The sequence below is a fragment of the Paenibacillus alkaliterrae genome, from assembly GCF_021532375.1.
GTDB classification, from domain to species: Bacteria; Bacillota; Bacilli; order Paenibacillales; family Paenibacillaceae; genus Pristimantibacillus; species Pristimantibacillus alkaliterrae.
In genome coordinates, this window is sequence record NZ_JAKGAP010000039.1 from 39,493 (window position 1) to 47,071 (window position 7,579).

At 45.0% G+C, this 7,579-nt stretch carries 6 protein-coding genes and 7 pseudogenes; 4 read left to right on the forward strand and 9 right to left on the reverse strand.

Annotation, left to right across the window (positions count from 1 at the left end; translation table 11 throughout):
- Positions 1-164: 164 nt before the first annotated feature.
- The 4 genes and pseudogenes from L1N85_RS16445 to L1N85_RS16460 form a co-directional block, all read right to left on the reverse strand.
- On the reverse strand, positions 165-632 hold the full coding sequence (locus tag L1N85_RS16445) for a helix-turn-helix domain-containing protein (protein WP_328285227.1): 468 nt from the start codon (positions 630-632) through the stop codon (positions 165-167).
- Positions 633-963: 331 nt separating this feature from the next.
- Entirely contained in the window at positions 964-1,359 is a 396-nt protein-coding gene (locus L1N85_RS16450; RefSeq protein ID WP_235240164.1) for a (R)-mandelonitrile lyase, read from the reverse strand.
- A 66-nt stretch (positions 1,360-1,425) separates the two neighbouring features.
- A pseudogene (locus tag L1N85_RS16455) lies at positions 1,426-2,127 on the reverse strand (NAD(P)-dependent alcohol dehydrogenase); the annotation flags it as partial.
- Between the two features lie 660 nt (positions 2,128-2,787).
- Positions 2,788-3,585 (reverse strand): IS110 family transposase, encoded by a 798-nt coding sequence (locus tag L1N85_RS16460; protein ID WP_235240165.1) that lies wholly within the window; start codon positions 3,583-3,585, stop codon positions 2,788-2,790.
- Between the two features lie 2 nt (positions 3,586-3,587).
- Here L1N85_RS16460 and L1N85_RS16465 point away from each other — a divergent pair.
- Positions 3,588-4,030: pseudogene (locus L1N85_RS16465) on the forward strand (TetR/AcrR family transcriptional regulator C-terminal domain-containing protein); the annotation flags it as partial.
- A gap of 95 nt (positions 4,031-4,125) precedes the next feature.
- Here the strand turns inward: L1N85_RS16465 and L1N85_RS16470 are convergent.
- The 3 genes and pseudogenes from L1N85_RS16470 to L1N85_RS27230 form a co-directional block, all read right to left on the reverse strand.
- Positions 4,126-4,569 carry a DMT family transporter gene (locus tag L1N85_RS16470; RefSeq protein WP_235240166.1) on the reverse strand — a complete coding sequence of 148 codons (444 nt, stop codon included), beginning with the start codon at positions 4,567-4,569 and terminating at the stop codon, positions 4,126-4,128.
- Between the two features lie 18 nt (positions 4,570-4,587).
- On the reverse strand, positions 4,588-5,103 hold the full coding sequence (locus tag L1N85_RS16475) for a DMT family transporter (RefSeq protein WP_235240167.1): 516 nt from the start codon (positions 5,101-5,103) through the stop codon (positions 4,588-4,590).
- 316 nt (positions 5,104-5,419) lie between these two features.
- Positions 5,420-5,962 (reverse strand): annotated as a pseudogene (locus L1N85_RS27230) (aldo/keto reductase); the annotation flags it as partial.
- Positions 5,963-6,178: 216 nt separating this feature from the next.
- Here L1N85_RS27230 and L1N85_RS16485 point away from each other — a divergent pair.
- Positions 6,179-6,403: pseudogene (locus L1N85_RS16485) on the forward strand (TetR/AcrR family transcriptional regulator); the annotation flags it as partial.
- A gap of 122 nt (positions 6,404-6,525) precedes the next feature.
- Here the strand turns inward: L1N85_RS16485 and L1N85_RS16490 are convergent.
- A pseudogene (locus L1N85_RS16490) lies at positions 6,526-6,702 on the reverse strand (transposase domain-containing protein); the annotation flags it as partial.
- A 2-nt stretch (positions 6,703-6,704) separates the two neighbouring features.
- On the opposite strand from L1N85_RS16490, the pseudogene L1N85_RS16495 reads away from it, so the two are divergent.
- Both L1N85_RS16495 and L1N85_RS16500 read left to right on the forward strand, forming a co-directional pair.
- A pseudogene (locus L1N85_RS16495) lies at positions 6,705-6,902 on the forward strand (transposase domain-containing protein); the annotation flags it as partial.
- Positions 6,903-7,046: 144 nt separating this feature from the next.
- A pseudogene (locus tag L1N85_RS16500) lies at positions 7,047-7,130 on the forward strand (IS3 family transposase); the annotation flags it as partial.
- 61 nt (positions 7,131-7,191) lie between these two features.
- Here L1N85_RS16500 and L1N85_RS16505 read toward each other — a convergent pair.
- Entirely contained in the window at positions 7,192-7,464 is a 273-nt protein-coding gene (locus L1N85_RS16505; RefSeq protein WP_235240168.1) for a hypothetical protein, read from the reverse strand.
- Positions 7,465-7,579 lie beyond the last annotated feature (115 nt).

The following is a 7,579-nucleotide window of genomic DNA, read 5'->3' on the forward strand; positions in this document are numbered from 1 at the left end:
CACTCATCGGTTATTGTACACGGAAATCGGGAGACAGATTATCCGAAAAATCAAGCATTGATGTTGAAATAATCAAGCACTTTTTTCCCGTGTATGCTTCTTTCATCGAGGATTATACAACTTAAAGTTAACTCCAAGTCAATAGAAATATGGAATTCACGACATTAATCTGGATGTCCATTTGCTTCGTAGAATTTTCGATGATGCATTGGGCTAAGGAGAAGGGACCGGCGGTATTGTAGTGGACTCATGTTTGTCCATCGTTTGAATTGACGGCTGAAATTTGACAATTCCTCATATCCCAGTTGTGACGCAATCTCTTTAAGTGAAAGGCCAGGTTGCTGAATGAGCTCCTTTGCCTCGTGAAGTTTGAGTTCCGAAAGGTATCTCCTCGGTGATATTCCATAGACTTTACGGAATACCTCGAGTCCATAGCCGGGGCTTATACCTAGTGAACCAATGAGCTCCTCTATGCTGAGTGGGGATGCCAGATTACGGTTGTTGAAAGGATTATGGGGGCTGAAGGCGGTCTTGATGGCCTCCGCGATTGCTTTTGCGTATTGGACGGATTTGGTATAAAAACATTGAGTTAGTTCAATAAACCAGCGGCAGTATAGGACTTTATTTTCCAGTCCAAGACTGCCGCTGGTTTTATATTGGAGTCAGTCTAATACTTATTATTCGGAACCTGACGATTTATCAATTCAAAAATCTCCGTAGGATCAACAAATCCAGTCTAAAACTTTATTTTCCTCGGACACCCATTCTGTTAAAATAATACTCAAAATCCAATCGTTTTTCTTCTTAGGACCTTGCCCGGATGTTTGGTTCCCCTCCAAGAACAGACATCAAGCGCCTGAAGGAAAAGTATGATTACAAGCTAAGCGCATGAACAGCAGCAGAAAGCCGTAATCCTCTGCGATTACGGCTTTCTGCTGCTATTACGCGGAATTCCCTCTGCGATCAGGCTCCGTATTGCTCGTCGCTGACCTTCTCCAGCCACTCGACGGCCTTGCCGTTCAGACGTTCCTGAATGGCGGTATGCGTCATGGCAGTGGTCGGCGCCGCGCCATGCCAATGCTTCTCGCCCGGTGCGAACCAGATCACGTCGCCCGGACGAATCTCCTCGATTGGACCGCCCCAGCGCTGCGCCCGGCCGCAGCCGGCCGTCACGATCAAGGTCTGGCCTAGCGGGTGGGTGTGCCATGCTGTCCGGGCGCCCGGCTCGAACGTCACACTGGCTCCGGCCACGCGTGCAGGCTCGGGAGCCTCGAACAACGGATCCACTCGCACCGTGCCGGTAAAATACTCTTCAGGCCCTTTCCGGGAAGGCTGTGAACCGATTCTTGTAATTTCCATTTTCCTCTGCACCCCCATAGTACATTTTACCAGAAATTAACCTGAACGATGTGATTGCTGCCAAAATTACAATGTAGCCATGTCGATAACGAACCGGTACCGGACATCGCTGCGGAGCACGCGCTCATACGCTTCGTCGACTTCGTCAGCACATCTTATCCGACTCGACCGGCGCACCGACGTTAACAAGCGAGCCGTCAACACGAAGCATCGATAAGTATGTATCCACGTCAAGATTGGCCGACACTGTATTTAGGATTATGTCAAACTTGTCAGCCAATGCAATGCAGTAAATGTCGCGGGATCACTTGTCGCATAGTAATGGTCTGCACCCAACGCCAATGCTTCGCTTTGCTTGCTCATCGACTGGCTCAATACGGTTACTTCAGCTCCCATCGCATGCGCATATTGAACCGCCAGATCGCCGAGGCCTCCCATGCCTACGACTGCAACCTTCTTGCCCGGTCCGGCGTTCCAGTGTTTCAACGGGGAATAGGTGGTAATGCCTGCACACAACAGCGGACTCGCAACATCCAGCTCCAGACTGTCCGGAATACGGACAACGAAGTCTTCCTTTACAACGATTTGTTGACTGTATCCGCCGTAGGTCAGATTGCCGTCGTAGTCATAGGAATTATAAGATAAGACGACGCCCTTCGTACAAAATTGCTCTTCGCATCGGCGGCAGTATTCGCAATCCCCGCAGGAGTCAACAAAGCAGCCGACGCCAACGCGGTCGCCAACGGCAAATTTGGTTACTTCCGCTCCTTTTCACTCTACTCCTTCGCTTTGATAGTTTTACATAAAGGAGTTTACTACCCGGAGTGAACTCCAAGTCAATACTTATTCGGGTTTGTTTACACATAAGCTGCGGCGAACTTCCATTCCCGGCGTACAGTGGATCTCCACAATGGCCCTTGGGGTTTACCCTCCCATGTCACGCTGGGCTATGCCCTTACATTCCTTCGTTCAACCTCTCAAGGGGTGGATGCCGGTTCTTGCTCCTTTACGGGGTCGTTGCCCTTATGGAATGTAGTTCTTCGGCTTCTCCGGTGCTTCGATTGTCAAGTTGTACACCTGTGAATAATACGAGATTGCAGGTTATTGCTTTGATGAATTTAAGCTGCCATTTGTAGCATCTGGGCTTGTCGAACAGGACCTGAAACATCGTTAGCATTATACGTTCGTTGCTTTGTCCCCAACGTATGCAGGACGCGTATTAACTTTCCACATAGTGCAATAATGGATTGTTTCTTCTTAAGCGGATTCTGACTTCGGGTGGTGTAGTGTTTATGAAGCACCTTAAACGCTTCATTCTTGGCCACCATCGGCAGTACAGCACGAAACAGTAATGCTCTTAATCGTGAGCGTCCTCACTTGGTTATCCCCGTCTTTCCTTTACGTTTGCCCGAGCTGTTTTCTTGAGATTCAGGCCTGCAGTCGAATTATCTGTTGGCCGTGATCGTAGTTTTTTAAATCGCCAACCTCGGCCAAAAAACCGGCTACCGTGATGACGCCTACACCGGGGACCGTTAGCATTTCTGGCGCTCCGGGGATACGCTCGAGAATTTGCATCACCTTCTCCATCGTCGCCTCAAGCTGCTTGGTGAACAGATCATACTGTTCAAGAAGCGCTGCTAATTCCATTCGCGCTGCCGCCAATCCTTCGGTCAGTCCAATCGAGGAAGCCGCTGCGGCGCATAGCTTCTCTGTACGCTTTATACCCACGCCTCGCTTTACTTCTGTTTTCCAATGCGCGATAACGCCTCTGGCGCCGGCTGCTTGGATCTCTTCTGGCGTAGGGAATTGTCTCATCGTCATAAGCGATGCTTTGCCTTCCCAATCCTTAAAGACACTTTCATACTCAGGGAAGTAGCGATCGAACCAGTTGCTCATTCGACCCTTCACTTGATTCAGATTGATCGAAGCCTTCTCCCGAAAATACATGTAAATACGTAAATCTGCGTACTCCTTCGTTGGCAGATTAGGCTCCGAATACTTCCCATTTCGGATCAAGTCGACGATGACTTTAGCATCCTTGTAGTCACTCTTTGTCGGCGAGTTGTCCTCAAGCTCTTTACTCTTGCTGACATGATGCGGATTCACTACGACGATCTTGATGCCTTGGTTCCCCAGGAATGCCGCTAATGGAAACCAGTAGTGTCCGGTGGGCTCGATGCCAAATACGATTTCTGTTTTGCCATGAGCCTGCTGCAGCTCCTTCATCCACCATTCAGGACATTTCTGACAGGGCAAATGTGAACCGAGGGACCGTCTATCTTCATTACTCAGATAAATTTGATCTGTTAGATAAAATTATCGAAGAACATATAAACGAGATGAAGAATTTTTGCGAGTCGGCAGCTGAAATGGATTATATAGAGTCTACTGTACACTGTATACCTTGAGTGTAATTATATATTCTTTTCAACGATGTTAGCGAGTGAAGGAGCCCCATATTTTCGAAGCCGGTTCCTTAAGTTTAATATCGAAGAGTTCAGGAAAAATGTGGACATCACAAAAGGAAAAAATTATGGCCGCAGTGAAGATGTAATTGTACAATTTGTTGCAAATGCTTACGTAGGGATAGTGGAATGGTGGTTAAAAAATGGAATGCCCACCTCGTGTTATGGCAGAACAAGTGGGGGATTTGTTGGAGCTGATTTTATAATTGCTTCGAAATTCAAAGGCTAGGTATTTCGTATACCTAGCCTTATTTGCTACAATAGAGGAAGTTCCTTTTTAATTCGTAATAAACTAGGCACCCTATCCAGTCATTACCAATAATGTGACCCCTGCAATAATTACCATTATACTTGCAAACTTCGCCCTATTCATCGGTTTCACTTCTATTCCCAATAAACCGAAATGGTCAGCAATCGGCGATGCAATAATTTGGCCTAACACAACTAATACAAATGCAGTTAGAGCTCCAATTTTGGAAATAGATAAAGTCATAATGGTTACGATCGTCGCACTGAATAAACCTGACACAAGAAACCATTTCCATCCACTCACAAGAGAGCCGACGATTCCGAGTGATGGTTTCTTTATGAAAATATAAATCAGGGCTGGAACGGCTTGAACAATGGAAAAAAAAGAGAGCATTGCCGGAAGACCAATTGCATTTGCCCCAACACTAACTATAACTCCCTGAATCCCAATTGTCATACCGGATAATAGGGACAATATCAAAAAAACGAGATACATGGCAAACACTTCTTTCTTTTAGGAAATTTTGCGAGATTTACGAATAACAGTACTTGACTTAACAAAAGAAGATTCCGTTTCATTATTTGCTGAATTTGACTTAACCAGTAACAATACTCCGCCAATTATTACAAAAATGCTTGCAACTTTCATCATGCTCATCGGTTTCACTTCTATTCCCAATAAACCGAAATGATCGGCAATCGCTGATGCAATAATTTGACCTAAAATAACCAATGCAAATGCAGTTAGAGCACCAATTTTGGAAATAGATAATGTCATAACAGTGACGATTGCAGCAGCCATTAAACCCGCCACAAGAAACCATTTCCACCCTTCTGAAAAAGAGCCGACAATTCCTAACGAAGGTTTCATTATGAAAATATAAATCAGGGCCGGGATCGCTTGAACAATCGAAAAGAAAGCAAGCATTGTCGGAAGACCAACGGCTTTCGCCCCTGAACTATTGATGACCCCATGAATGCCAATCATCAAACCTGCTGCTAAGGCAAAGAACAAAAAAATAAGAAACATGGCAAGTATTCTCCTTTTTAATCAAATATTATTGTATTTTAATCCAATTATTACCACTCCTACTTTTAAAAAACTGCCCAAAATTAGGGCAGTTTTTTATTTTACGTTAGTACCTCATCTGACAGCTTATTCATCCTCGTAAGCAAGAGAGGTCGAAAGTCAGATTCCTTTGTTCCCAACATCCATTAGCCAACTTAGGGATCAGATTAGCTATTTCTCGACCATCTTCTGGTGTATTTAACGTATCGTATTTTCCACTTATTACAAGGGTTTCTGCAGTAATTTTATGCAATTCTAGACGGAAATCAAACCCTTCTAAAGCTTTGTTATTTGCCGCTTGTTGGACAGCTCTTGCATTGGCAGTAATCATTTTTAAAACCACCAGTAATTTGATGATCGGAGCAGTAATCGACTCCTTTTGCAATAGCCACGCCAACGCGATTTGGGCTCGGGGAACGCCGTGTTTTTCAGCCACTTTCGCGACACGTTCAACCACTTTTCGGTCTGACTCGGCTGTTGCGCCATAAAGCCTTTGAGCCACTGGATCGTTGGCGGAGCGAGATGTGGTTTCACTCCATTCGCGCGCCAATCTTCCTTGCGCAAGCGGAGCCCACGGAATCACGCCGATTTTTTCTTCTTTGCAGAGCGGCAGCATCTCGCGTTCCTCCTCTCGGTACAAGAGGTTCAAATGATTTTGCATGGATACAAACCGAGTCCATCCGTTTTGCTCCGCGACATGGAGCGCTTTTAAAAATTGCCACGCATACATGGAAGAAGCGCCGATATATCTGGCTTTGCCCGCCTTAACCACGTCGTGCAAAGCCTCCATCGTTTCTTCAATCGAGGTTTGATAATCCCAACTTTGCTCGTATCAATGGGAAATTTAATATACACAATCGATTTCTCTATATCCAGCTTGCCATCACATAATCAATATTGATTGTTTAATCACCATCTATCTATAATTGTAAACAGAAACAGGATGTTTGCAATCGTTAACTGAACGAGATTTGTTGATTAATCAACAAAATCATTAAAAGTATTAATTATTTAAGAAAATTTGGTGGAATTTACGATGGCAAAAGTGGATCGGAGAATTCTTAAATCACAAGAATCGATGAAAAAGGCTGTCATTGAGCTGATGACTGAAAAAAACTTCGATGACATTACAATTCAGGATATTGCCGACCGGGCAAACATTAACCGCGGAACCATTTATCTTCATTATCAGGACAAATTTGATTTATTGGATAAACTCATAGAAACACACATTAATGGTAAGCGTCAAATCCCACACACATGGAAGTCATCCTTATCTCATGACAATATGAATATAGCGCTCACGCGAGGAATAGATACGGACAACGAAGCAGGGGATGCCTAATAGCCCTCCGATAGACAAGGGAGGGCCGTCAGATTACCTTATTTCGAGAATAAACGGCAGATCAGCGGCAAGGATGTCGACCAGGGGGCCAGCTTGCCTAACACTTCGGGATCTGCCAGCTGCGGCAACTGCTCAAACAGATGCTGCAAGTAGACCTGCGGCTTGAGATCATTTGCCTTCGCCGTTTCCACGACACTGTAGATGATTGCGCTGGCCTCGTGGTGCGAAGGCTAGTGCCATTATTTACAGTCTTGTGGAGACGGCTAAGGCGAATTCGCTCAATCCATACATGTACCTAAAGCATCTGTTTGAAGTCATGCCTCAGTTACCTGATGCGACGGATCCCGAGGCGTTGGCAAAGCTAGCACCTTGGTACCCCTCCTTGCCTTTAACTTGCCGTATTTTTTCAAAATAAGATGCCCAGCCTCTCTTCCTAAACGGATAGAGGTTATTTGGCGTTGGCAGACTTATGTCTCCGTGCGCTGTAATGTCCAATTCAGATGTTTTCATTCTCACACATACTCGGATGTCATTCTAGGTGTGCTGGATTTGACGCTTACATTACAATAACCACAGGTATCAATGGGGACTAAAAAAGATGACCCCTGTACAGTACAGGAATCATCTTTTGTCGGCTGCCTAATTCAACACTCTTTTTTTTAAGTGTCCTTGACAAGGGGTCCAGACCATTTCTCCTTTTGTTTCTATTCCAATAACTTGAATTTTCTAACAACAAAGTTACTGACCTCGAGCGCCGATAAATCTGCATGTTTGATTTGCTGAAGAAATTGATCCGCTACTTCGGCTGATTCCAGTTGAAGCAGAAATCCGTGAGTATCACCTCCGGATTCTACGTCATTAAAAAAGGTGATATTTATGAAACCGGGGACTACCTCGTATTGACTTCTAACTGCGTACGCCATCGTCCGAGTCTCTTCTGTTTTACTTGTAGTAAACTCCAATAATATTCCGTGCATTCAATGCACCTCCCTTTGATATATAGTCGGCAATAAAGTTACGGAAAATATTGCTAGATACAGAACCTACCATATTGTATAGTATACTCAACCACTCATTGGTCGGAGGTACGAT

Excerpts from the sequence above, each read along its gene's own strand:
- L1N85_RS16450 (WP_235240164.1), bottom strand. The coding sequence starts at position 1,359 with ATGGAAATTACAAGAATCGGTTCACAGCCTTCCCGGAAAGGGCCTGAA.
- L1N85_RS16460 (WP_235240165.1), bottom strand. The coding sequence starts at position 3,585 with ATGAAGGAGCTGCAGCAGGCTCATGGCAAAACAGAAATCGTATTTGGC.
- L1N85_RS16470 (WP_235240166.1), bottom strand. The coding sequence starts at position 4,569 with ATGTATCTCGTTTTTTTGATATTGTCCCTATTATCCGGTATGACAATT.
- L1N85_RS16475 (WP_235240167.1), bottom strand. The coding sequence starts at position 5,103 with ATGTTTCTTATTTTTTTGTTCTTTGCCTTAGCAGCAGGTTTGATGATT.
- L1N85_RS16505 (WP_235240168.1), bottom strand. The coding sequence starts at position 7,464 with ATGCACGGAATATTATTGGAGTTTACTACAAGTAAAACAGAAGAGACT.